At 60.8% G+C, this 23,483-nt stretch carries 18 protein-coding genes; 5 read left to right on the forward strand and 13 right to left on the reverse strand.

Going from position 1 to position 23,483, the window contains the following annotated elements:
- Positions 1-62: 62 nt before the first annotated feature.
- From cmk to mtnA, 7 genes are all read right to left on the reverse strand, one after another.
- Positions 63-752 (reverse strand): (d)CMP kinase, encoded by a 690-nt coding sequence (gene cmk, locus MA884_RS16170; RefSeq protein WP_047226311.1) that lies wholly within the window; start codon positions 750-752, stop codon positions 63-65.
- Positions 749-2,956: a bifunctional prephenate dehydrogenase/3-phosphoshikimate 1-carboxyvinyltransferase gene (locus MA884_RS16175; RefSeq protein WP_256231504.1), complete on the reverse strand. Its 2,208-nt coding sequence runs from the start codon at positions 2,954-2,956 to the stop codon at positions 749-751. The genes cmk and MA884_RS16175 overlap by 4 nt, the downstream gene beginning before the upstream one ends.
- Positions 2,957-2,984: 28 nt before the next feature.
- Entirely contained in the window at positions 2,985-4,097 is a 1,113-nt protein-coding gene (gene hisC, locus MA884_RS16180; protein ID WP_256231452.1) for a histidinol-phosphate transaminase, read from the reverse strand.
- 13 nt (positions 4,098-4,110) lie between these two features.
- Positions 4,111-5,205 carry a prephenate dehydratase gene (gene pheA / locus MA884_RS16185; protein ID WP_003199233.1) on the reverse strand — a complete coding sequence of 365 codons (1,095 nt, stop codon included), beginning with the start codon at positions 5,203-5,205 and terminating at the stop codon, positions 4,111-4,113.
- Complete coding sequence (gene serC, locus MA884_RS16190) at positions 5,205-6,290, reverse strand: 3-phosphoserine/phosphohydroxythreonine transaminase (RefSeq protein WP_256231453.1); 1,086 nt, start codon at positions 6,288-6,290, stop codon at positions 5,205-5,207. The genes pheA and serC overlap by 1 nt, the downstream gene beginning before the upstream one ends.
- Before the next feature lie 289 nt (positions 6,291-6,579).
- Positions 6,580-9,243 carry a DNA gyrase subunit A gene (gyrA, locus tag MA884_RS16195; RefSeq protein ID WP_256231454.1) on the reverse strand — a complete coding sequence of 888 codons (2,664 nt, stop codon included), beginning with the start codon at positions 9,241-9,243 and terminating at the stop codon, positions 6,580-6,582.
- A 447-nt stretch (positions 9,244-9,690) separates the two neighbouring features.
- Positions 9,691-10,767: an S-methyl-5-thioribose-1-phosphate isomerase gene (gene mtnA / locus MA884_RS16200; RefSeq protein ID WP_256231455.1), complete on the reverse strand. Its 1,077-nt coding sequence runs from the start codon at positions 10,765-10,767 to the stop codon at positions 9,691-9,693.
- 106 nt (positions 10,768-10,873) lie between these two features.
- On the opposite strand from mtnA, the gene MA884_RS16205 reads away from it, so the two are divergent.
- From MA884_RS16205 to MA884_RS16225, 5 genes are all read left to right on the forward strand, one after another.
- Positions 10,874-12,205, forward strand: a complete 1,332-nt coding sequence (locus tag MA884_RS16205; RefSeq protein WP_256231456.1) for a TRZ/ATZ family hydrolase — start codon at positions 10,874-10,876, stop codon at positions 12,203-12,205.
- A gap of 61 nt (positions 12,206-12,266) precedes the next feature.
- The gene (ubiG, locus tag MA884_RS16210) at positions 12,267-12,965 is read left to right on the forward strand and encodes a bifunctional 2-polyprenyl-6-hydroxyphenol methylase/3-demethylubiquinol 3-O-methyltransferase UbiG (protein WP_135844350.1); all 699 of its coding nucleotides are present in this window, start codon (positions 12,267-12,269) and stop codon (positions 12,963-12,965) included.
- 4 nt (positions 12,966-12,969) lie between these two features.
- On the forward strand, positions 12,970-13,641 hold the full coding sequence (gene mupP, locus MA884_RS16215) for an N-acetylmuramic acid 6-phosphate phosphatase MupP (RefSeq protein WP_256231457.1): 672 nt from the start codon (positions 12,970-12,972) through the stop codon (positions 13,639-13,641).
- Positions 13,642-13,816: 175 nt separating this feature from the next.
- Positions 13,817-14,557: a YciK family oxidoreductase gene (locus MA884_RS16220; RefSeq protein WP_256231458.1), complete on the forward strand. Its 741-nt coding sequence runs from the start codon at positions 13,817-13,819 to the stop codon at positions 14,555-14,557.
- Between the two features lie 361 nt (positions 14,558-14,918).
- Positions 14,919-15,845, forward strand: a complete 927-nt coding sequence (locus MA884_RS16225) for a GGDEF domain-containing protein (RefSeq protein ID WP_256231459.1) — start codon at positions 14,919-14,921, stop codon at positions 15,843-15,845.
- 205 nt (positions 15,846-16,050) lie between these two features.
- Here the strand turns inward: MA884_RS16225 and MA884_RS16230 are convergent, their stop codons facing one another.
- The 6 genes from MA884_RS16230 to MA884_RS16255 all read right to left on the reverse strand — a co-directional run bounded on the left by MA884_RS16230 (position 16,051) and on the right by MA884_RS16255 (position 23,473).
- A complete protein-coding gene (locus tag MA884_RS16230) occupies positions 16,051-16,821 on the reverse strand; it encodes a TenA family transcriptional regulator (RefSeq protein ID WP_305519063.1) in 771 nt (256 codons plus the stop codon).
- A 78-nt stretch (positions 16,822-16,899) separates the two neighbouring features.
- Entirely contained in the window at positions 16,900-19,359 is a 2,460-nt protein-coding gene (locus MA884_RS16235) for an EAL domain-containing protein (protein ID WP_256231505.1), read from the reverse strand.
- A 252-nt stretch (positions 19,360-19,611) separates the two neighbouring features.
- Positions 19,612-21,429 (reverse strand): ABC transporter ATP-binding protein, encoded by a 1,818-nt coding sequence (locus MA884_RS16240; protein WP_256231461.1) that lies wholly within the window; start codon positions 21,427-21,429, stop codon positions 19,612-19,614.
- Positions 21,422-22,057 (reverse strand): DsbA family protein, encoded by a 636-nt coding sequence (locus tag MA884_RS16245; RefSeq protein WP_256231462.1) that lies wholly within the window; start codon positions 22,055-22,057, stop codon positions 21,422-21,424. The genes MA884_RS16240 and MA884_RS16245 overlap by 8 nt, the downstream gene beginning before the upstream one ends.
- Before the next feature lie 3 nt (positions 22,058-22,060).
- Positions 22,061-23,002 (reverse strand): rhodanese-related sulfurtransferase, encoded by a 942-nt coding sequence (locus MA884_RS16250; protein ID WP_256231463.1) that lies wholly within the window; start codon positions 23,000-23,002, stop codon positions 22,061-22,063.
- Positions 23,003-23,173: 171 nt separating this feature from the next.
- On the reverse strand, positions 23,174-23,473 hold the full coding sequence (locus tag MA884_RS16255) for a BolA family transcriptional regulator (RefSeq protein ID WP_256231464.1): 300 nt from the start codon (positions 23,471-23,473) through the stop codon (positions 23,174-23,176).
- Positions 23,474-23,483: the final 10 nt, after the last annotated feature.

Genomic DNA, 23,483 nt, shown 5'->3' on the forward strand with positions numbered 1-23,483 from the left:
GGTTAGTTTCATATAAAAGAAGCACCGCAGGACTATGACTGGTCCCCTGCGGAGCTTCCTGGTCACCCGGCGATATCGCGAATGGCGATCTCGCTCATGATGCGTTGCAACACCTGATCGATGGACAACTCCGTGGAATCCAGCTGTATCGCGTCAGCCGCCGGCTTGAGCGGGGCTACTGCGCGCTGGGTATCACGCTCGTCGCGTGCACGGATCTCATCTAGCAGACTCGACAGACTAACATCCTCACCTTTGCCCTTCAACTGCAAATATCGCCGACGAGCCCTCTCCTCGGCGCTGGCGGTGAGAAAAATCTTCAGCGGCGCATCGGGAAACACCACGGTACCCATGTCGCGCCCATCGGCCACCAATCCTGGCGGTTCCTGGAACGCGCGCTGACGTTGCAGCAATGCCTCGCGCACCGCCGGCAGCGCGGCGACCTGGGAAGCCCCGGCACCCACGCTTTCGGTACGAATGACGTTGCTGACTTCGTCACCCTCCAGAATGATGCGCTGCAACTGACCGTCGGTCGCCGCGATGAACTGCACGTCCAGATGCGCAGCCAGGGCCTTGAGCAACTCTTCGTTGGTCAGATCGACGCCATGATTGGCGGCGGCGAACGCCAGCAGGCGATACAAGGCACCCGAGTCGAGCAGGTTCCAGCCCAATTGCTTGGCCAGTATTCCGGCGATGGTGCCCTTGCCTGAACCGCTTGGGCCATCGATGGTGATGACCGGTGCCTTGATGTTCACGACTGTGCCTCTTGTGCTACTCGAATACCGACCTGGGCACACAGCGCCAGGAAGTTCGGGAACGACGTCGCGACGTTGGCGCAATCATGGATGCGGATCGGCGCACTGGCGCGCAAAGACGCAACGCTGAAGGCCATGGCGATACGATGATCACCGTGACCATGGACTTCGCCGCCGCCGATCTGGCCGCCATCGATGATGATGCCGTCCGGCGTCGGCTGGCATTTCACGCCCAACGCGATCAGGCCGTCGGCCATCACCTGGATACGATCCGATTCCTTGACCCGAAGCTCTTCGGCGCCGGTCAGCACGGTGCGCCCTTCGGCACAGGCCGCCGCCACGAACAGCACCGGGAATTCGTCGATGGCCAGCGGCACCAGCGCTTCGGGAATCTCAATACCCTTGAGTTTAGCTGCTCGTACGCGCAGGTCTGCAACTGGCTCGCCGCCCACTTCACGCTGGTTTTCCAGGGTGATGTCAGCGCCCATCAGCCGCAGGATGTCGATCACGCCGGTACGGGTCGGGTTGATGCCCACATGCTCGAGCACCAGATCAGAGCCTTCGGCAATCGACGCGGCCACCAGGAAGAACGCCGAGGACGAGATATCGCCCGGCACTTCAATGTGGGTCGCGGTCAGTTTGCTGCCGGACTCGACGGAGGCCGTGGCACCGTTGACCGTGACCGGGTAGCCGAAGCCGCGCAGCATGCGCTCGGTGTGGTCGCGGGTCGGGGCCGGCTCGGTGACAGTGGTCTTGCCTTCGGCATAGAGACCGGCCAACAGCAGGCAGGATTTCACCTGGGCGCTGGCCATCGGCATGGTGTAGGTCAGGCCCTTGAGCTTGTTGCCACCGCGAATGATCATTGGCGGACGACCTTCGGCCGCCGTCTCGATCACCGCGCCCATTTCCCGCAGGGGGTTGGCCACGCGATTCATCGGCCGCTTGGACAGCGAAGCGTCACCGGTCAGGGTGCTGTCGAAGTCCTGAGCGGCCAGCAGGCCGGACAGCAGGCGCATCGATGTACCGGAGTTGCCCAGATAGATCGGGCCCGGGGCCGGCTTGAGGCCGTGCAGGCCAACACCATGGATGGTCACGCGACCGTGGTGCGGGCCTTCGATGACCACGCCCATGTCGCGGAACGCTTGCAGCGTCGCCAGGGCGTCTTCACCTTCGAGAAAGCCTTCCACTTCGGTCACGCCTTCGGCCAGGGAGCCGAGCATGATCGAACGGTGGGAAATCGATTTATCGCCCGGTACACGAATACGCCCACTCAGGGAGCCACCAGGTTGTGCCAGGAAAATCAGATCGTTGGAGTTCATAGCGTCCACATAGGCCCGACGGGCCAGGATTTTACTGAAATGCTCGCGGGCCACCCTGGCGCGTGTGAAAACGCCCAGCAATTGGTGCCCGTCCCCTGCATCGACCGCGTCGCGCAAGGCGTCGAGGTCGCTGCGAAATGTATCGAGTGTGCGCAGGACAGCTTCGCGGTTGGCGAGGAAGATGTCGTGCCACATGACCGGGTCGCTACCGGCGATTCTCGTGAAATCGCGGAAACCGCCGGCAGCGTAACGGAAGATCTCGAGATTTTCATTGCGTTTGGCCAATGAATCCACCAGACCGAACGCCAGCAGGTGCGGCAAATGACTGGTGGCGGCCAATACTTCATCGTGGCGCTCGACCTGCATGTGCTCGACGTCCGCGCCCAGCTCGCGCCACAGGCGATCCACCACGGCCAGCGCAGCCGGATCGGTCTGGTCCAATGGCGTCAGTATCACTTTGTGGCGACGAAACAGCTCTGCGTTGGAGGCTTCCACCCCGCTCTGCTCGGAACCGGCAATCGGATGACCGGGCACAAAGCGCGCCGGCATCCCGCCGAAAGCTTCGGTGGCCGCCCGCACGACATTGCCCTTGGCACTGCCGACATCCGTGAGAATCGCTTGCCCCAGGTCCATGGTCGCCAGGCGCACCAGCAGTTTCTCCATGGCCAGGATCGGCACGGCCAACTGGATCACGTCCGCGCCCTGGCAAGCGATCGCCAGGTCGTCCTCGCAGCGATCGACCACCCCCAGCTCCACCGCCAGCTTGCGCGACTGCGGATCCAGGTCGACACCCACCACTTCACGGCACAGACCGCTTTCGCGCAGGCCTTTGGCGAACGAGCCGCCGATCAACCCCAGACCGACCACCACCAGGCGACCGATCATAGGTGCAGCAGGTTGCAGTGAAGTGACATCAACCACGAGCCAGAACCTTGCTCAACGCCTCAAGGAAGCGGCTGTTTTCCGCAGGCAGGCCAATGGTGACGCGCAAATGGTTCGGCATGCTGTAGTTGGCCACCGGACGCACGATCACACCCTCACGCAACAGGCCCTGGAACACCGGGGCTGCGACACGGCCGAGGTCGACGCAGATGAAGTTGCCTTTCGATGGAATCCAGCTCAGGCCCAGCTCGCGGAACCCGGCTTCCAACTGTTGCATGCCCGCCTCGTTCAGGCGGCGACTTTCGGCCAGGTAGGCATCGTCCCCAAGCGCAGCGCAGGCAGCGGCCAGGGCGAAGCTGTTGACGTTGAACGGCTGACGCACGCGGTTGAGCACATCGGCCACCACCGCGGTGGACAGGCCGTAGCCAACCCGCAGCGACGCCAGGCCATAGGCCTTGGAGAACGTGCGCGAGACCAGCAGGTTCGGGTAGGCCGCGAGAAAATCAAGGCCATCGGGCAAATCGCTGCCTTCAGCGTATTCGATGTAGGCCTCATCCAGCACCACCAGCACATGCTCGGGCACGTCTTGCAGGAAGTCGTCCAACGCCTGGGCGTCGAACCAGGTGCCGGTCGGATTGTTTGGGTTGGCAATGAAGACTACGCGCGTGTTGGCGTCGATGGCCGCCAGCATGGCGGGCAGGTCGTGCCCCCAATCCTTGGCCGGGACCACACGGGCGTCGGCGCCGACGGCCTGGGTGGCGATCGGGTAGACCGCAAACGCATGTTCGCTGAACACGGCATTGAGGCCCGGCGCCAGGTAGGCACGCGCCACCAGTTCGAGAATGTCATTGGACCCGTTACCCAGGGTGACCTGGTTCAGTTCGACGCCACAGCGCTCGGCCAGCAGGCTTTTGAGGGCGAAACCGTTGCCGTCGGGATAACGGGTCAGCTCGGCCAGCTCGTTCCGGATCGCCTCCATCGCCTTGGGGCTCGCCCCCAAAGGGTTTTCGTTGCTTGCCAGCTTGACGATGCTGGCCGGATCCAGATCCAGCTCACGGGCCAATTCGTCCACCGGCTTGCCTGGAACGTAAGGCGAGAGTTGTTGCACGCCTGGCTGAGCCAGAGCGAGGAAGTTGCCACTCATTAGCTATCCGCCCTTAAAGAACTGCTTTGGGGTAGGAACCCAGCACCTTGAGTGCCACTGCTTCCTGACTGATTTTTTCCAGCACACCTTTTACCAGTGGATCGCGGTGGTGGCCGACAAAATCGATGAAAAACACGTAGGTCCATTTACCGCTGCGCGACGGACGGGTCTCGATCCGTGTCAGATCGATGCCATTGTCATGGAACGGCACCAGCAGCTCATGGAGCGCGCCGGGTTTGTTGCTCATGGAGACGATGATCGACGTCTTGTCGTCGCCGGTCGGCGGCACTTCCTGGCTGCCAATCATCAGGAATCGCGTGGAGTTGTCCGGGCGATCCTCGATTTTTTCCGCCAGGCGGGTCAGGCCGTAGAGGCCGGCCGCCATGTCGCCAGCAATCGCCGCTGAGTTCCATTCACCCTTGACCCGCTTGGCCGCCTCGGCGTTGCTGGACACCGCCACGCGCTCGACATTCGGATAATGGGCATCCAGCCACTTGCGGCACTGGGCCAGGGACTGGGCGTGGGAGTAGATCCGGCTGATGCTGTCGGTCTTGGTGTTCTCTCCCACCAGCAGGTGATGGTGGATGCGCAGCTCGACTTCGCCGCAGATCACCATGTCGTGCTCAAGGAAACTGTCCAGCGTGTGGTTGACCGCACCTTCGGTGGAGTTTTCCACCGGCACCACGCCGAAATTCACCGCGCCCGCCGCCACTTCGCGGAAGACTTCGTCGATGGCCGCCATCGGCTTGCTGATCACGGCGTGGCCGAAATGCTTCATGGCGGCAGCTTGGGTGAAGGTGCCTTCAGGGCCCAGGTAAGCGACTTTCAACGGCTGCTCGAGGGCCAGGCACGAAGACATGATTTCGCGGAACAACCGCGCCATTTCTTCATTGCCCAGAGGCCCCTTGTTGCGCTCCATGACGCGCTTGAGTACCTGCGCCTCACGTTCCGGGCGATAGAACACCGGTACTTCGCCTTCGGCCAGGGAGGCCATTTTCACCCGTGCCACTTCCTGGGCGCAGCGCGCGCGCTCGCTGATCAGTTCCAGGACCTTTTCGTCCAGGGCATCGATGCGCAGGCGCAGCGCCTTGAGTTCTTGCTCAGACATCAACCATGTTCCTTCTCGAACTCTGCCATGTAGGAAATCAGCGCATTGACCGCGTTGATATCGACGGCGTTGTAGATGGAAGCGCGCATGCCGCCGACCGAACGGTGGCCCTTGAGATTCAGCAGCCCGCGCTCGTCGGCACCGGCCAGGAATGGCTTGTCGAGACGATCGTCGGCCAGGCGGAACGGTACGTTCATCCACGAACGATCAGTCTTGTTGATCGGGTTGCTGTAGAGGCCGCTGGCATCAATGAAGTCATAGAGCGTGCGCTGCTTCACTTCGTTGAGCTTGCCGATGGCCTCGACACCGCCCTGCTCTTTCAGCCACTCGAATACCAGGCCAGACAGGTACCAGGCCAGGGTCGGCGGGGTGTTGTACATCGAGCCGTTGTCGGCGGCGACCTTGTAGTTGAGCATGGTCGGGCACAAGGAACGGGCGCGTCCCAGCAGGTCTTCGCGAATGATGTTGACCAGGATGCCGCTGGGACCGATGTTCTTCTGGGCGCCGGCGTAGATCATGCCGAAACGGGAAACATCCACAGGGCGCGACAGGATGTCCGAAGACATGTCAGCCACCAATGGCACGTCGCCAGTTTCCGGAATCCAGTTGAATTCCAGGCCGCCGATGGTTTCGTTCGGCGCGTAATGAACGTAGGCCGCATCCTTGGACAGGTTCCACTCGTTCTGGCCGGGAATGGCGAAATAGTCGTAGGGCTTGGCGCTGGCCGCGACATTGACGTGGCCGTAGCGCGAGGCTTCTTCGATGGCTTTCTGCGACCAGATCCCGGTGTCGATGTAGTCGGCCTTGCCGCTTTCGGGCAGCAGGTTCAGCGGAATCTGCGCGAACTGCTGGCTGGCGCCGCCCTGCAGGAACAGCACTTTGTAGTTGGAGGGGATGTTCAGCAGATCACGCAAGTCCTGCTCGGCCTTGGTGGCAATGGACACGAACTCATCGCTGCGATGGCTCATTTCCATGACGGACAGGCCCTTGCCATGCCAGTCGAGAAGTTCACCTTGGGCACGCTTCAGGACCGCTTCAGGAAGCGCCGCCGGGCCGGCACAGAAGTTATAGGCTCTCTTGCTCACATCCAATCTCGCTCTGATCTGGGGGTTCACGCAATGAATACGGTATCAGGTGGTGCGCACTGTGGGCCTAGGGTGGAGAAGCAAAGGTGTGGGAGCAAGGCTTGCCCGCGATAGCAGACTGTCATTCACCATTGATGTTGACTGGTCTAGCGCCATCGCGGGCAAGCCTTGCTCCCACAAGCCTTGCTCCCACACAAGCCTTGCTCTCACAAAGCTGCAATTTGATACGAAATTTCAAACGGGACAAACAACAAGGGGGCGAATCTTCATCCGCCCCCTGCATGTCCGCTTAGTCCTGCGGTTCTTCTTCGTCTGCGGCAGCGTCGAGCGGTTGGTCGCCGGTCATGTCGTCAACGTCGGTAGCAAGAGTACCGTCGAACTCCACGCCCTCCTCGCTTTCCAGCTCCTCGTCTTCGACTTCCGATGGCTCCTGCACTCGCTCAAGCCCTACCAGCGTCTCGTCGCTGGCCAGCTTGATCAGCGTCACGCCCTGGGTGTTACGACCCAGGCTCGACACTTCGGCAACCCGCGTGCGCACCAGGGTGCCCTGGTCGGAGATCAACATGATCTCCTCGCCATCAAGGACCTGGACAGCGCCGACCAGACGACCGTTACGGTCGTTGCTGACCATGGCGATCACGCCCTGGCCGCCACGCTTGTACTCAGGGAACTCGCCGATAGCCGTGCGCTTGCCATAACCACGCGCCGAAGCGGTGAGGATCTGGCTGCCTTCTTCGGGGATCAGCATGGAAATCAGCTTCTGGCCTTCCGGCAGGCGCATGCCGCGCACACCGCGGGCGGTACGGCCCATGGCGCGAACGTCGGACTCCTTGAAACGGGTAACCTTGCCGCCGTCGGAGAACAGCATGACCTCACGTTCACCGTCGGTGATGGCGGCGGAAATCAGCACGTCACCTTCGTCCAGCTCCAGCGCGATCAGGCCGACACTGCGCTGACGGCTGAAGGATTCCAGCGGCGTCTTCTTCACGGTGCCCTTGGCGGTGGCCATGAAGATGAAGTGACCTTCGGTGTATTCCTCCACCGGCAGCATGGTGGTGATGTATTCATCACTATCGAGGGGCAGCAGGTTGACCAGCGGACGACCACGGGCGGCACGAGACGCTTCGGGGATTTCGTAGGTCTTGAGCCAGTACACCTTGCCCTTGCTGGAGAACAGCAACAGCGTGGTGTGGCTGTTGGCAACCAGCAAGTGAGCGATGTAGTCCTCGTCCTTGACGCCTGTGGCCGACTTGCCTTTGCCACCGCGACGCTGGGCCTGATAGGCGGCCAACGGCTGGGTCTTGGCGTAGCCGCCGTGGGAAATGGTCACCACGCGCTCTTCTTCCGGGATCATGTCACCCAGGGTCAGGTCCAGGCGCGCATCGAGAATCTCGGTACGGCGCACGTCGCCATATTCGGCGCGGATCACTTCCAGCTCTTCGCGGATCACTTCCATCAGGCGCGTGGCGCTGTTGAGGATGCGGATCAGCTCGCCGATCTGGTTGAGGATTTCCTGGTATTCAGCCAGCAGCTTCTCGTGTTCCAGGCCGGTCAGGCGGTGCAGACGCAGTTCCAGGATGGCTTGCGCCTGTTCCGGGGACAGGAAGTACTTGCCGTCGCGCAGGCCGTATTGCGGGTCGAGGTTTTCCGGACGGCACGAGTCGGCGCCGGCACGCTCGACCATCGCCACGACCGCGGTGGATTCCCAAGGCGTGCTGATCAGCGCTTCCTTGGCTTCCGACGGCGTTGGCGAGGCCTTGATCAGGGCGATGACCGGGTCGATGTTCGACAGGGCAACGGCCTGGCCTTCGAGGATATGACCACGCTCGCGAGCCTTGCGCAGTTCGAACACGGTGCGGCGGGTGACCACTTCGCGACGGTGACGCACGAAGGCTTCCAGCAGGTCCTTGAGGTTCAGGATCCGCGGACGGCCATCGATCAGCGCCACGATGTTGATGCCGAACACCGCTTGCAGCTGGGTCTGGGCGTAGAGGTTGTTGAGAATCACCTCGGGCACTTCGCCGCGACGCAGTTCGATCACGACGCGCATGCCGTCCTTGTCGGACTCGTCCCGCAGCTCGGTGATGCCTTCAAGCTTCTTCTCTTTCACCAGCTCGGCGATCTTCTCAATCAGACGGGCCTTGTTCAGCTGGTACGGGAGTTCGGTGATGACGATCTGCTGGCGGCCACCGACCTTGTCGATGTCTTCGATGGTCGAGCGGGCGCGCATGTAAATGCGCCCGCGACCGGTGCGGTAGGCTTCGATGATACCGGCGCGACCATTGATGATCGCGGCGGTCGGGAAGTCGGGACCGGGGATGTACTGCATCAGCTCATCGATCGTCAGCTCGGGATTGTCGATGAGGGCCAGGCAACCGTCGATGACTTCACCGAGGTTGTGCGGCGGGATGTTGGTCGCCATGCCCACGGCGATACCGCTGGAGCCGTTGACCAGCAGGTTCGGGATACGGGTCGGCATGACCGCCGGGATCATTTCGGTGCCGTCGTAGTTCGGCACCCAGTCCACGGTTTCTTTATGCAGGTCGGCCAGCAGTTCGTGGGCCAGCTTGGTCATGCGCACTTCGGTGTATCGCATGGCTGCGGCGTTATCGCCGTCCACGGAACCGAAGTTGCCCTGGCCGTCTACCAGCAAGTAGCGCAGGGAGAATGGCTGGGCCATCCGGACGATGGTGTCGTACACCGCAGTGTCACCGTGGGGGTGATACTTACCGATCACGTCACCGACGACACGGGCTGATTTCTTGTACGGCTTGTTGAAGTCGTTGCCCAGCTCGCTCATCGCGAACAGCACGCGCCGGTGCACGGGCTTCAAGCCATCGCGCGCATCCGGCAGCGCTCGCCCGACGATTACGCTCATTGCGTAGTCGAGGTAGGACTGTTTCAGCTCGTCTTCGATATTGACCGGGAGGATTTCTTTGGCCAGTTCGCCCATGAGAAGCCTGATTCCTTTTTCTGGTGAAACCTCGTCACATCCAGATGGGACGAACGAAGCTCGCCGCTGCAGAACAAGTGCCATGCAGCGACTTACGACAAATCAACGAGTTATGCCATGGATCTGCGCAGTAAAGGCTACCTCGCGAGGCAGCCCTGGAAACCGCCGGATGTTATCACAAGAGCCGCCACGCACCTATCCCCCTGATGCGCATGGAGCATAGTTAGTTGACCGGTGACAGGCTGATATGGGACGAGAGGGGCTTAGAGGCTTGCTGAAAGCAGATTCGAGGTTCAATTCAGGCTCATTTGCTGGCTTTCAGGGCCTCATCGCGAGCAGGCTCGCTCCCACAGGGGATCTGTGTATGCCTGAAACTCCGGTCACAACACCGATCCAATGTGGGAGCGAGCCTGCTCGCGATAGCGATATACCTGACAACGACCCCTCTCAATGCAACCGCTTGCGACACATCAACTGCGCCATCTTCGCCATGTCCGGGCGCTCGACGATGCCTTTTTCGGTGACAATGGCGTCGATCAGGTCCGCCGGGGTGACGTCGAACACCGGGTTGAAGGCATCCACATCCGCCCCGACCCGCTTGCCGCCAACCTCCAGCAGTTCGCGCCCGTCACGCTCTTCGATCGGAATGTCTTCGCCGCTGGCCAGGTTCATGTCGATGGTCGAACTCGGCGCCACCACCATGAAGCGCACACCGTGGTGCATGGCGCAGACCGCCAGTTGATAGGTACCGATCTTGTTCGCCACGTCGCCATTGGCCGTGATGCGGTCGGCGCCGACGATCACCCAGGTCACGCCCTTGGTCTTCATGATGTGGGCGGCGGCGGAATCGGCATTGAGGGTCACCGGGATGCCTTCATTGGCCAGCTCCCACGCGGTGAGGCGCGAGCCTTGCAGCCACGGACGGGTTTCGTCGGCGTAGACCCGCTCGACCATACCCTCGAGGAACGCCCCCCGGATCACCCCAAGCGCCGTGCCAAAGCCGCCGGTGGCCAGGGCACCCGTGTTGCAATGGGTCAGGATGGCCTGGGCGTTGCCCTGATGCTTGCGGATCAGGTCGACACCCAACTGAGCCATGGTCAGGTTGGCTTCGCGGTCGCTTTCATGGATTGCGACGGCTTCGGCCTCAAGGGCCGCCAGCGGTTCAGCATGCTCTTTCAAGCGCCCCAGCCGGTCACGCATCCGGTCCAGTGCCCAGAACAGGTTCACCGCCGTCGGCCGGGAGTCGGCCAGCAGGGCAAAATCGGCTTCCAGCGCCGCCTGCCAGTCCCCACCCTCGGCCACCCGAGCCCGCGCTGCCAGCACCACGCCATAGGCCGCGCTGATGCCAATGGCGGGCGCGCCACGCACCACCATCGAGCGAATAGCCTCGGCCACGCCGGCCGCCGAGGTATAGGCGATCCAGGTTTCCTCGAACGGCAAAATACGCTGATCCAACAGATAGAGGGCGCCATCACGCCAATCGATGGCCTTCACCTTCTCCGCAGCCAACAGTCGATCGCGCATCCCACACCCCGCACTCATGAACAAAAGCCGCCGATTATAGCGATCCCTCCGCGAAGACGCTCGGGTATACTTCGCCATCCTTTATACGCCATGGAACCGTTCCACGATGCCCAAGCCAGCCGTTGCGCTCGACTTATTATTGCTGCCGACCTGGTTGGTGCCTGTCGAACCCGCCGGTGTCGTGCTCAAGGATCATGGCCTGGGCATCCGCGACGGCTGCATCGTGTTCATCGGCCCGCGGGCAGAAGCCCTGAAGTGTGACGCAGCCCAGGTCCGCGAACTGCCGGGCATGCTCCTCAGCCCCGGATTGATCAACGCCCACGGGCATGCGGCGATGACTCTGTTCCGCGGCTTGGCCGACGACCTGCCCTTAATGACCTGGCTCGAACAACACATCTGGCCGGCCGAGGGCAAATGGGTCGATGAAGAGTTTGTCCGCGACGGCACCGACCTGGCGATCGCCGAGCAGCTCAAGGGCGGCATCACATGCTTCTCGGACATGTATTTTTACCCCAAGGTTGCCAGCGAGCGTGTGCATAACAGCGGTATCCGCGCGCAAATCGCCATTCCGATCCTCGATTTTCCGATTCCCGGTGCCGCCAGCGCCGACGATGCCATTCGTCAGGGCATCGAATTGTTTGGCGACCTCAAGCATCATCCACGGATCAAAGTAGCATTCGGCCCCCATGCGCCCTACACCGTCGGTGATGAAAATCTGGAGAAAATCCGGGTGATCGCCGAGGAGCTGGACGCGGCCATCCATATGCACGTTCACGAAACCGCCTTCGAAGTGCAGCAGGCTGTGGATAACACCGGCGAGCGGCCCATGGCCCGACTGGGGCGCCTGGGCCTGCTGGGGCCACGCTTTCAGGCGGTGCACATGACTCAGGTCAGCGATGAAGACCAGGCTTTGCTGGTAGAAAGCAACTGCAGCGTGATCCATTGCCCGGAATCGAACATGAAGCTGGCCAGCGGTTTCTGCCCGGTGGAGCGCCTGTGGCAGGCCGGGGTCAATGTCGCGGTCGGTACTGACGGGGCAGCGAGCAACAACGATCTGGACCTGCTGGGTGAAACTCGCACCGCCGCGTTGCTGGCCAAGGCCGTCGCCGGTTCAGCCACGGCCTTGGACGCCCACCGGGCGTTGCGCATGGCCACGCTCAATGGCGCCCGGGCACTGGGCATCGAAGCGACGGTCGGCTCGCTGGAAGTCGGCAAGGCCGCTGACCTGGTGGCCTTTGACTTGTCGGGGCTGGCCCAGCAGCCGGTCTATGACCCGGTGTCGCAACTGATCTACGCCACCGGTCGCGACTGCGTGAAACATCTGTGGGTGGCCGGCAAGCCCTTGCTTGAGGACGGCCGCCTGACCCGCCTGGACGAATCGCAGCTCAGTGCCACGGCACAGGCATGGGGTCGTCGCATCAGCGGCCACAACGAATAACCCGGTCCCTTGAGCCACGGCTCGGGGCCTACGATTTTTCAAGTTTTTCGAGGATCTGTACATGAGCAACGTCGACCACGCCGAAATCGCCAAATTCGAAGCCCTGGCCCATCGCTGGTGGGACCGTGAAAGCGAATTCAAACCGCTGCACGACATCAACCCGCTGCGGGTCAACTGGATTGACGAACGGGTCAACCTTGCCGGCAAGAAAGTGCTCGATGTCGGCTGCGGCGGCGGCATCCTCAGCGAAGCCATGGCCCAGCGCGGGGCGACGGTGATGGGCATCGACATGGGCGAAGCGCCGCTGGCGGTTGCGCAACTGCATCAACTGGAATCCGGCGTCAGTGTGGAATACCGGCAGACCACCGCCGAAGCCCTGGCCGAGGAAATGCCCGAACAGTTCGATGTAGTCACCTGCCTGGAAATGCTCGAACACGTGCCGGATCCGTCATCGGTCATTCGCGCGTGCTTTCGCATGGTCAAGCCCGGTGGCCAGGTGTTCTTCTCCACCATCAACCGCAATCCGAAGGCTTACCTGTTCGCCATCATCGGCGCCGAATACATCATGAAGCTGTTGCCACGTGGCACTCACGATTTCAAGAAATTCATCCGGCCTTCGGAGTTGGGCGCCTGGAGCCGCATGGCCGGGCTGACCGTCAAAGACATCATTGGCTTGACGTACAACCCGCTGACCAAGCACTACAAGCTGGCCGCCGACGTTGACGTCAACTACATGATCCAGACCTTGCGCGAGGAGTAAGTCGATGCGTCTCAAAGCGGTTCTCTTCGACATGGACGGCACGCTGCTCGACACCGCGCCGGACTTCATCGCCATCTGCCAGGCCATGCGTGCCGACCGTGGCTTGCCACCGATCAACACGCAACATATTCGCGACGAGATTTCCGGTGGCGCCCGGGCGATGGTCGCGGTGACCTTTTCCATGGACCCTGAATCGCCGGGCTTCGAGGAGCTGCGCCAGGAATTCCTCGACCGCTACCTCAAGGGGTGCGCGGTCCACAGCCATCTGTTTGACGGCATGGCCCAGGTGCTGGCCGACATTGAAGCGGCCAACCTGATCTGGGGGGTGGTCACCAACAAACCGGTGCGCTTCGCGGAGCCAATAATGCAGCAACTGGGCCTGGCCGAGCGCTCGAAAGTGCTGATCTGCCCTGACCATGTAAAAAACAGCAAGCCGGACCCGGAGCCGCTGACCCTGGCGTGCAAGATGCTCGACCTGGACCCGGCCAGCGTATTGTTCGTGGGCGACGACCTGCGGGACATCGAGTCCGGTCGCAGCGCCGGCACCCGGACTTGCGCGGTGACCTACGGCTACATTCATCCGGACGACAACCCGAAACATTGGGGCGCGGATGTCGTGATCGACCACCCCTCGGCGCTGCGTGAAGTGCTGGATAACGCGTTGTGCAGTTGCTGAGCTGATCGCTCTTGTGGCGAGGGAGCTTGCTCCCGCTCGGCGGCGAAGCCGTCGCCAGTTGACTCAGTGACCGCTTCGCGGTCCAGCGGGAGCAAGCTCCCTCGCCACAAAAGCTCACTTGCCATGACAGTTCTGTGCCATAGGAACCGTGCTGCTTTAATTGTTGAGGTTTTTTATGTTTGAGTATTCCGCCCGCCCCGACCTGCTCAATGGCCGGGTCATCCTGATCACCGGTGCCGGTCGCGGCATCGGCGCCGCAGTTGCCAAGGCCTATGCCGCCCACGGCGCTACCGTATTGCTGCTGGGCAAGACCGAAGCCAACCTGACCCAGGTCTACGATGAAATCGAAGCGGCCGGGCATCCACAGCCGGCGGTGATTCCGTTCAACCTCGAAACTGCCCTGCCCCATCAGTACGATGAACTGGCGGCCATGATCGAAACCGAGTTCGGCCATCTGGACGGCCTGCTGCACAACGCCTCGATCATCGGCCCGCGTACGCCGCTGGAGCAATTGTCCGGCGAGAACTTCATGCGGGTGATGCAGGTGAACGTTAACGCCATGTTCATGCTCACCAGCACCTTGCTGCCGCTGCTCAAGCTGTCCAAGGACGCCTCCGTGGTATTCACCTCCAGCAGCGTCGGGCGTAAGGGACGGGCTTATTGGGGCGCTTATGGCGTCTCCAAGTTTGCCACCGAGGGGCTGATGCAAACCCTGGCCGACGAAGTCGAGACCGTCGCACCGATGCGCGCCAACAGCATCAACCCCGGGGCCACCCGCACCAGCATGCGCGCCCAGGCCTACCCGGGAGAAAACCCGCTCAACAACCCTACGCCTGAAGAAATCATGCCGATCTACCTGTACCTCATGGGGCCGGATAGCACAGGCATCAACGGTCAGGCTTTCAACGCCCAGTAATTGCCCACCTTGGCGTCGCGCCGGTTTACCGTCGCGACGCCACTGACCCCGATGCGTAGCCAGGCGAACCGCCAAGCCCATGTCACCCAATGCCGGTGGGGCCTCGCCGCTTGAGGTCAATTCATTGATTTGCAATCGGTTTTTATTCTAATGAACCGAATGGCACGACTTTCGCTCTAAAGATCCTCAAACACGCCATGTTCGGCGGGTAATGGACGTTGAGATGAGACTTAGGCCTGCCGGGGTAAAGCGGACTAAACTCAAATCAGATGTCTTACGGGACTGAAGGAGCAGTACGACGCGCCGCCCAAAGCTGCCTCACCCAACCTGTCAGGACAGATTGCTTAGGGGCTCACGCCATATGAAAACGCCAACCCAGATCAACGCGATTGATTTCGACAGCGCCAAACTGCAGCGCCTGGGATTTGGCCAGCCATCACCACTGGTGGCACGCTCCGTCAATCTTTCGCAATTGCGCCAGCAACTGGGTCAGCAATTGCAGACCAGCCTGGAGCCGCAACGGATCCTGGGTCTGTTTTTCCGCGAGGTTCAGCGGCTGGTGCCTCTGGACGCGCTGATCTACCGGCACAGCCCCAGCGATCTGCGCCTGGAACTGGGGCAACGTGGGCATCACACCCTCACCTATAACCTCAGCCATGAAGGCGAGTACTTGGGTGAACTGGTATTTCGCCGTAACCAGCGTTTCACCGAGACCGAACAAGCCGACCTTGAGTCAGTGTTGTCGACGCTGCTGTTTCCGTTGCGCAATGCTCTGCTCTACCGTGCCGCGACCCAAAGCGCCCTGCGTGACCCGCTGACCGGCACGGGCAACCGCATCGCCATGGACCAGACGCTGATCCGAGAAGTTGATATGGCCAAGCGTCATTTGCAACCGCTGTCACTGTTGATGCTGGACATCGATCACTTCAAGCGTGTCAATGACAGTCATGGGCACGGTATCGGCGATGAGGTGTTGAAGGGTGTTGCCGAGGCCATCAAGAATCAGCTGCGCAATGTGGACATGGTGTTCAGGTTCGGCGGCGAAGAATTCCTGATTCTGCTCTCGAACACCAGCCGGGACGCCGCGGCCTTGGTCGGAGAACGGTTGCGTCATGCCGCCCAGGCGCAGGATTATTTTGCCGCAGGCACGAGGATCGAACTGACCGTCAGCCTGGGTTGCGCGACGCTGCTGCCGGGCGAGTCAGTCGAGAGCCTGCTGCGCAGGGCCGACAACGCGTTGTACGTGGCCAAACGCGAGGGTCGTAACCGGCTGGCGATGGCGGGGTGAAAACCAGTGTTGAATGTGCCGCCGTCATCGCGGGCAAGCCTTGCTCCCACATTGGTTTTTCAGGGTTAACCGATTCGGTATCCACCGCAAATACCCTTGTGGGAGCGAGCCTGCTCGCGATGGCGATCAGACAGTCAACCTCCCCGTTGACTGTCCAGACCCCTTCGCGAGCACGCTCGCTCCCACATGGGTTGGCTATCGGGTATCAGCTCCCGGCCAGCGCCAGGCGCTCACGGGTCGATGAGGTTTTCCCCACGGATTCCGATTGCTCCAGTTGCATGCAGCGCTCCAGGAAGAGGTACATGTAGTCATAGCTCTTGCAGACGGCCTGTCGTAGCTCGATTTGCAGGGCCTTGCTCGGGTTCATGCCCGCCAGGGTGCAGATGATTTCCAGGGCTTCCCAAGGGTGGGCATCATCATACTGAGCGTGCATCTTCAGCCATTTCATGGCTCGCTTGCGGTCTTCCTCGGCAAAAGCCGCCGCATAGATGCCATTGGAACACACCAATGCCGACCACTCCCCGGTTGCCCCTTCGATGGCATAGTTGGTCGCGGCGATGGCCACGATCAGCGAGTCCGAAGAGCTCGTATGCCAGCACCAGTGGCTCAGGGCATGGAGTTCGGGCGGCACCCGTTGGGCTTGTAAATCTTCCAGAGTCACGCCATGGGCGGCGCTCCAGTTGACCCAGTAGTCGGCATGGTTGAGTTCGACACGAATGTTGCGCATCAGCCAGCGGCGCGCCATGTCCTCGCCGGGGTGGCGGGCAAAGCGAGTCTTGGTGAGGTTCTGTGCCATGTACAAGGCGAACTGTTCAACGACCGGCCAACCACCAATAAGGTAGTGGCGCATGGTCTTGGCACTGAGCTTGTTATCGCGCATGCGCTGATACAGCTCGTGTTCGACAACCCGGCGTTTGCTCTCGCTGCAATCGGTAATGAGCTGTTGTGCCCATTTCGGATAGCTTGTGGCGTCCATGAGCGGGCCTGTTCGGTTGAATGTGTCGATCACTGTCGGGCTCCTTTTGATTGTGATTTTTCCAGATCAACAAGAGATTCAGCGGAACGTGCCGGGGGCCTTGAATAACAGCGGCTGGGGTCGGGCCGGCCTGCATTGCAACGTATCACAGGTAAACAATTGCGGGCGTTCGATCACATACCCTTGAGCGTAATCCACCCCGATCTCCAGCAGTGCCTGCTCGATCTGGGTAGTTTCAACAAACTCGGCAATGGTGCGCTTACCCATGACGTGGCCGATGTGATTGATCACCTCGACCATTGCACGGTTAATCGGGTCGTCCAGCATATCCTTTACGAAACTCCCGTCGATCTTCAGGAAGTCTACAGGTAAATGTTTCAAGTACGCGAATGAAGACATTCCGGCACAAAAGTCATCCAGCGAAAAATAACAACCCAAGCTCTTGAGTTCGTTGATAAAGCGGATGGCGCTGCCCAAATTCGAAATAGCACTGGTCTCGGTTATTTCAAAACAAATCATTTCTGGTGGAATCGAGTAGGCCGCAAACTGTTTACGCAGGAAATCAAGGAATGCCTGATCTCCGATAGTTGTGCCTGACAGATTAATCGCACACATGGCCATGGGTCCCTGTCGCGAATCGTTCAGGCACTGGCGGATGATCTTGAAGACGTTCTCCACCACCCAGCGATCCAGGGAAGTCATCAAACCATAACGTTCTGCCGCGGGAATGAAGCTGTCCGGCAGGATCATCCTTCCGGCTTCGTCATGCAGGCGCAGCAGGATCTCGATATGCCCGCCGCCATGGTCGCCCGGGCCCAGCGCGGCGATTTCCTGGGCATAGAGACAGAAGCGATTTTCCTCCAGGGCCATATGCAGGCGCTGGACCCAAGCCATTTCACCGAAACGCAGGGACAGTTCAGAATCATCGGCGTGATAGACCTGGACGCGGTTGCGACCCTTTTCCTTGGCCATGTAACAGGCCATATCGGCGGCGCGAAGGGACGACTCCAGCGTCGTCGGGCTCTGGGCGATATGCACCAGGCCGATGCTCACGGTGGTCACGAACGGGCGACCCTTCCAGACAAAGTGCAGGTTCTGTACGGTCTGGCGCAGCCCTTCGGCGATCTTTTCCGCGGCGTCCGGGGAGCAGTTCTCCAGCAAGATACCGAACTCATCGCCCCCCAACCGGGCCAGGGTGTCGTTTTCTCGCAACCCCGATTGCAGCAACGCGCAGATATGGCGCAACAACTCGTCACCCGCTGCATGGCCGCAGGTGTCGTTGACCAGCTTGAACTGGTCCAGATCGAGGAACATCAACGCATGACGCCCGATCTGGCGCGTAAGATTATGCAAGGCTTGCTCAAGGCGATATTCAAATTCCCGGCGGTTGGCCAGGCCGGTCAGGGCATCATGGGTTGCCTGCCACGACAGGTTGGCGATGTATTGGCGCTCCTGGGTCATGTCATGCAACACCAGGACCGCTCCGCTGACCTTGCCGGCATGGCGGATCGGCGCGCCCACCAGGGTGACTGACACGGTGCTGCCATCCAGGCGCTGGATCAGCTTGGAATGCTCGCTGCCGCCACCGAGCCGACCGCTGAGAATGTGTTCGATCAGGGTCAAGCCTTCACTCTGGGCGTTGTCATCGAGCAAATTGAACAGTGCGGCCAAGGGCAGACCCGTGGCGTGTTCAGCCTTCCAGTGAGTCATCGCTTCGGCAGCGGGATTCATGTAGGCGATAGCCCCTTCCACATCGGTGGTGATCACTCCGTCACCAATGGATTGCAATGTGATCTGCGCCCGCTCTTTTTCCAGTTGCAGGGCGTTGGCGAAAACCTGTCGCTGGGCCAACAGTTTATGAGTGCGCAACAGCGCCAGCACGATCAACCCCAGGGCGGTGGCGAAGTTGGTCACCAGCAACAGGCGCAGGATGACGCGCGACCCCTCCCCCAGCGCATCGCTGAACGCCTTGGCCGCCGGGGTGACAGAATCGTTGATGGCAAAGATTTTTGCTTTCCAGCCGCGGATATCGGCCTCCGAAACCTCACCCGCGGCGATGCGGCTGTGCATCTGGCGGGCGACATTATCCAGTTCAATCAGGTATCCGTCGCCCACGGTCCAGAGATCGATAGCCTCTTCCAGATAACTGAAGTGCCGAAAATTCAGGTAGAGCCAGATCACACTGGACACGTCGTCCGGGTGGTTGCCGCCCTTGAGGATCCCCGTGCGTGCGGCTTCCAGATCCGGCGGCTGACGGTCCAGGGCCACCCGTAACTCATGCCCCCCTTCTGGTACGGCAATAGCGCGCTGGTATTTTTGAAAGATCGCTTCGTCGCGGCTGTCGGCATAAAGGTTGAGGTAGTAAATGGCGTCTTTCTGGCCCTTGGACCAGAGACTCTCTCCCGCCACATAGCCACGAACTGCGGACAACACGTAAAGACTGACGCCTCCCAACAGTGCCTGAAACAGGACGACGGCGATAAAAGGCCAGACGATGCCCAACAACCGGGGGGTTCCGAGAGTCCGCGCTTGAGTCATGAGATCCCTTGCATAGGCGTAGGCGATCAGCATTCAGACCGCTCATTCCCGCAAGACTAGGAGGCGTAGCAGTTCCCCGCAAGAGGCCGAACACTATTTGCCCCCTGCCTCCCTGCGAATCCTGCGCGATTGTCCTGAAGGAGCTCGGTCATGAGCGCGGAGCCGATGCGTTGAACGTCATATGGGGACAGCGCCGTAAGCGTCCGGCAGCTGAAATGAACGCTTCAACCGAATCCGATTGACCCCAGGCGATCAATGCTGCTGCAAATGCCCGTAAAGCTTGGCGTATAAACCGCCGTCAGCAATCAGTTGCTGATGGTCGCCATCCTCGGCGATTTGTCCGCCGTCGAACACCAGCACCCGGTCGGCCTGCTTCACAGCCGACAAGCGGTGCGCGATGATCAAGGTGGTACGGTTGCTCAAGAACCGCGCCAACGCCTGATGCAGGTTGTACTCGGTGGCGGCGTCCAGCGCGGACGTGGCCTCGTCGAGGATCACGATCTTGGGCTCGGCCAGCACCATTCGGGCAATTGCCAGACGCTGACGTTGCCCGCCGGACAGACGCACGCCGGAACGCCCGACGATGCTGTCCAGACCGTTGGGCAGGTTCAGGATCGTATGGTGCAGTTGCGCGATTTCCAGTGCCTGCCAACAGGCCTCGTCCGTGCGTTCACGGCCCATGGTCAGGTTGGCCCGAACCGTGTCGTTGAACAGCGCGGGATGCTGCAGGACCACGGCGACATTGTCGCGCACGGTTTCCAGGCCGATCTCTTGCTGAGTCGAACCGCCGAAACGGATGGTCCCGGCCAGCGGCGTGTACAGACCCAGCAGCAACTGCACCAAGGTACTTTTGCCACCCCCGCTGGCACCGACAATCGCGACTTTTTCACCGGGGGCAATCGACAGGTTCATCTGGTTCAACACCAACTCGTCGCCGTAACCGAAACTCAGCCCCTGAACTTCCATACCCAAGGTATCGCGCCCCTGGAACGGGTTAACACTGCCGGTGTATTGCGGTTCGTCGGCACGGGCCAGCAACTCATTGATCCGCGACAACGCGCCACCTGCGGCATAAAAGGCGTACTGCAGATTGAGCAGTTGTTCCACCGGTCCGATCATGAACCACAGGTAGCTGAACACCGCCAGCATCTGGCCGATGGAGAGATCGGAAAACAACACAGTGAGCATCGCCGCGGCGCGAAAAATATCGATACCAAACTGAAACAGCAAACCGCTGGCACGGTTCGAGGCATCGGTTTTCCACTGTGAACTCACTGCGTAATCACGGACCTCCCTGGCGCGTGTTCCCAATCGACCAAGGAAAAAGCCCTGGCGGTTTCCGGCGCGCACCTCCTGGATGGCATCCAGGGTTTCGGTCAGGGCCTGGGTGAAGCGCGAGGTGCTGTCGTTCTCCAGCTTCTTGAGGTGCTTGACCCGTTTGCCCAACTGCACCGTGGCGTAGATCACCAACGGGTTGAACAACAGGATCAGCAGCGCCAGTTGCCAGTGCATCCACATCAGAATGCCGGCAGTGCCCACCAGTGTCAGCATCGCCACCAGGAAACGACTGAGGGTTTCGCCGACGAATTTATCGAGGGTGTCCAGGTCGGTGACCAGGTGCGTGGTCACGGTACCGCTGCCCAGGCTTTCGTATTCGCCCAGGGAAATACGCTTGAGCCGTTCGATCAACCGGATGCGAATGCGATAGACGATGTCCTTGGCCAGCCTGGCGAACAATCGCGCCTGCAGCACGTTGAACAGCAGAGCGCCGCAGCGCAGGGCCAGGGTCACCACCAGCATCAGGCCGATATAGCCGGCCGCGCTTTGCCAACCGGTCGGCAATGCATGGTTCATGACCTTCAATGCTGCGTCGCCCTGGCCCAGCAGCACTTCGTCCACCAAAAGCGGCAACAGCAGCGGGATCGGTACGCTGCACAGCGTCGCCAGCACGGCCACGCCGTTGGCGATCCACAGGGCTTTTTTGTGTTTAAGGGCCAGGCGGCGAATTTCTGCCCAGCTCAACCGGTCGACGCGCTGTGCAGTCGAAGCGTCATAGGCCCGCTCAGGCACAGGCTGCGCGCTCCAGCCAGCGGCCCAGCAGTGGAGACAACTGGCTCAAGGGTTGGTAGCCGTTGGTGAGCAAGGCCAACTGACCGTCACGCTCGGCCAACAGCGTAGGGAAACCAGCGATGCCAAGGTCCTGCACCCAGGTGAAATCCGCGGCAGTGGCCGCATGTTGCTCGGCGCGGTCAAATGCCGCGGCGAACTCGATACGTGGCAGCCCGGCCTGTTCAGCCAGCTCCACCAGGACGCTGGCGTGGGTCACATCACGACCTTCGACATAAAACGCCTGCTGGATCAGCTTCAACAGCTTCCAGGCCAACTCCGGCGCCAGGCCGCGGGCCGTCACCACCGCCCGGCAGGCAGGTTCGGTGTCATAGACAAAACCGTCCGGCAACGCACCTTCAAGCTTGAACGTCTGGCCGGTGGCCTGGGTGACGGCCTGCCAATGTTCAAGGATGTAGCGTCGAGTGGTCGGCTCCAGGGCCGAACCGCTGCCGGTGCGCAAACCGCCCACCACCAGGTGCAGTTCTACCCCGGCGGCCTGCGCCTGCTCGACCAGTGCCTGGGCGACCGGCGCAAAACCCCAGCACCAGGAACACATCGGGTCCATCACATAGAGCAAGCGTGGCGCCATGGTTCAAGCCTCGGAAGGTGATTGCTTATAGTTGTAGCCGATCGGATGCGGCATGTTGCGGGCCTTGGCCAGTTCGATCTGTTTTTGCCGGTCGATGGCACTACGACGGGTCTTCTCGCTCAGCTTATCCCAGCAATGCGGGCAACTGATGCCTGGCACGTAGTGCTCCGAAGCGCGGTCTTCTACGCTCACCGGTGTACGACAGGCATGACATTGATCGTAGTCACCTTCGCTAAGGTCATGGCGGACGGTCACGCGGTTATCGAACACGAAGCAGTCGCCGCGCCATTTGGTTTGCTCCTGAGGCACCTCTTCAAGGTATTTCAGGATACCGCCCTTGAGGTGATAGACCTCGTCGAAGCCCTGGCCGAGCATGTAGCTGGAGGCTTTCTCGCATCGAATGCCGCCGGTGCAGAACATCGCGACTTTCTTGTGCCTGGCCGGGTCGAAGTTGGCTTTGATGTACTCGGGGAACTCGCGAAAACTGGTGGTCTTGGGATCGACCGCGCCTTCGAAGGTGCCGATGGACACTTCGTAGTCGTTGCGAGTGTCGATCAGCAAGACCTCCGGGTCGCTGATCAGCGCGTTCCAGTCCTGCGGTTCGACATAAGTGCCAACCTGCTTGTTGGGGTCCACGCCGTCGACGCCGAGGGTGACGATTTCCTTCTTGAGCTTGACCTTGGTGCGGTAGAACGGCTGCTCATCGCAGTACGACTCCTTGTGGTCGATGTCGATCATGCGCGGGTCGTTCTTGAGCCAGGCCAGCAATCCGTCGACGCCTTCGCGGGTGCCGGAAACGGTGCCGTTGATGCCTTCTTCGGCGATCAGCAGCGTGCCTTTGATGCCGTTGTCGAGCATGGCCTTGAGCAATGGCTCACGCAGCTCGACGTAATCTTCCAGGGTGACGAACTTATACAGTGCCGCCACGACAATGGATGGTGTCATGGGTATTTCTCCAGGTGGCTACCCTCGCAAAGGGTGAACCGGATGCGAAAAAAAACGCGCCCTGTGAGGCGCGTTGCGGATTCTAGCAAAAAAGCAGCTTCAAGCTCCAAGCTTCGAGCTGCAAGCCACTGCGCTATAGCTTGTAGCTGATAGCTTGAAACTTGTAGCTCTCTACCCCTTGCTACCACCGGCACAAGTCGGCGAAGCCGGGGCTGTATCGATCTGCGCCCATTCCTCGGGGGTGTAGGTGTGCAGCGCCAACGCATGGAACTCGCCCATCAGCTCGCCCAGCGTGCCGTAGACCTTCTGATGACGCTTGACGCGATTGAGCCCCTCAAACTGGCGACTGACCACCACGGCCTTGAAATGGGTCTGTAGCCCACGACTGTGCATGTGGCTTTCGTCCAGCACTTGCAGGTGCTCGGGCTGTAACAGCCCGAGCGTTGATTCGATACGTTGTTGCATGCTCATACCGGGCTCC

The organism is Pseudomonas sp. Q11, assembly GCF_024494355.1.
In the GTDB taxonomy this organism is placed as follows: Bacteria; Pseudomonadota; Gammaproteobacteria; order Pseudomonadales; family Pseudomonadaceae; genus Aquipseudomonas; species Aquipseudomonas hefeiensis.

What these genes read in the sequence shown, in the direction of transcription:
- MA884_RS16175 (WP_256231504.1), bottom strand. Translation starts at nt 2,956, where the DNA reads ATGATCGGTCGCCTGGTGGTGGTCGGTCTGGGGTTGATCGGCGGCTCG.
- hisC (WP_256231452.1), bottom strand. Translation starts at nt 4,097, where the DNA reads ATGAGTGGCAACTTCCTCGCTCTGGCTCAGCCAGGCGTGCAACAACTC.
- pheA (WP_003199233.1), bottom strand. Translation starts at nt 5,205, where the DNA reads ATGTCTGAGCAAGAACTCAAGGCGCTGCGCCTGCGCATCGATGCCCTG.
- gyrA (WP_256231454.1), bottom strand. Translation starts at nt 9,243, where the DNA reads ATGGGCGAACTGGCCAAAGAAATCCTCCCGGTCAATATCGAAGACGAG.
- mtnA (WP_256231455.1), bottom strand. Translation starts at nt 10,767, where the DNA reads ATGCGCGATCGACTGTTGGCTGCGGAGAAGGTGAAGGCCATCGATTGG.
- MA884_RS16205 (WP_256231456.1), top strand. Translation starts at nt 10,874, where the DNA reads ATGCCCAAGCCAGCCGTTGCGCTCGACTTATTATTGCTGCCGACCTGG.
- ubiG (WP_135844350.1), top strand. Translation starts at nt 12,267, where the DNA reads ATGAGCAACGTCGACCACGCCGAAATCGCCAAATTCGAAGCCCTGGCC.
- mupP (WP_256231457.1), top strand. Translation starts at nt 12,970, where the DNA reads ATGCGTCTCAAAGCGGTTCTCTTCGACATGGACGGCACGCTGCTCGAC.
- MA884_RS16220 (WP_256231458.1), top strand. Translation starts at nt 13,817, where the DNA reads ATGTTTGAGTATTCCGCCCGCCCCGACCTGCTCAATGGCCGGGTCATC.
- MA884_RS16225 (WP_256231459.1), top strand. Translation starts at nt 14,919, where the DNA reads ATGAAAACGCCAACCCAGATCAACGCGATTGATTTCGACAGCGCCAAA.
- MA884_RS16230 (WP_305519063.1), bottom strand. Translation starts at nt 16,821, where the DNA reads ATGGACGCCACAAGCTATCCGAAATGGGCACAACAGCTCATTACCGAT.
- MA884_RS16235 (WP_256231505.1), bottom strand. Translation starts at nt 19,359, where the DNA reads ATGACTCAAGCGCGGACTCTCGGAACCCCCCGGTTGTTGGGCATCGTC.
- MA884_RS16245 (WP_256231462.1), bottom strand. Translation starts at nt 22,057, where the DNA reads ATGGCGCCACGCTTGCTCTATGTGATGGACCCGATGTGTTCCTGGTGC.
- MA884_RS16250 (WP_256231463.1), bottom strand. Translation starts at nt 23,002, where the DNA reads ATGACACCATCCATTGTCGTGGCGGCACTGTATAAGTTCGTCACCCTG.
- MA884_RS16255 (WP_256231464.1), bottom strand. Translation starts at nt 23,473, where the DNA reads ATGAGCATGCAACAACGTATCGAATCAACGCTCGGGCTGTTACAGCCC.